Source organism: Pedobacter sp. 01N416 (assembly GCF_056399685.1).
The window spans coordinates 1-450 of sequence record NZ_JBFTRT010001107.1; the positions used below are offsets into that span (position 1 = coordinate 1).

Genomic DNA, 450 nt, shown 5'->3' on the forward strand with positions numbered 1-450 from the left:
GTAAGAGGCACAAGTACAAGCCCCACTAAAATACTTATACCTTTAATTACTAGCATTGCCAAAATATTCTTTTTAGCTTTTATGCTTCTTTCATGCCCCTTACTAAAAAAATCTTTAATTTTGGTTAGCATTTGCTTTAAATATGTCTATAAAACTCAATTATCGTATCTGAAATTAAGTCTACATCGTCATTAGTCAATTCATAAAAAAGAGGTAGTCGAAGTAAACAATCAGTATATCTATCTGAATTTGCCAATTCAGGGCTTTTATACCGACTACTATAAAACGGAGATTTATGCAACGATAAATAATGAAACACCGACAAGATTCCTTTCTCTTTCAGTGCTGAAATAAGTCTTGACCGCTCCTCTAAAGAATTGCAAACTAGATAAAACATATGAGCGTTGTTAGTTGCATAATCAGGGATATAAGGCAATTGCACCCCACGCT

The 450-nt window shown here is 33.3% G+C and carries 1 protein-coding gene; it reads right to left on the minus strand.

Annotation, left to right across the window (positions count from 1 at the left end):
• Positions 1–136: 136 nt before the first annotated feature.
• Positions 137–450: DegT/DnrJ/EryC1/StrS family aminotransferase (locus AC1DND_RS29455; protein WP_477586583.1), on the minus strand; the 314-nt coding region annotated here is incomplete at its 5' end.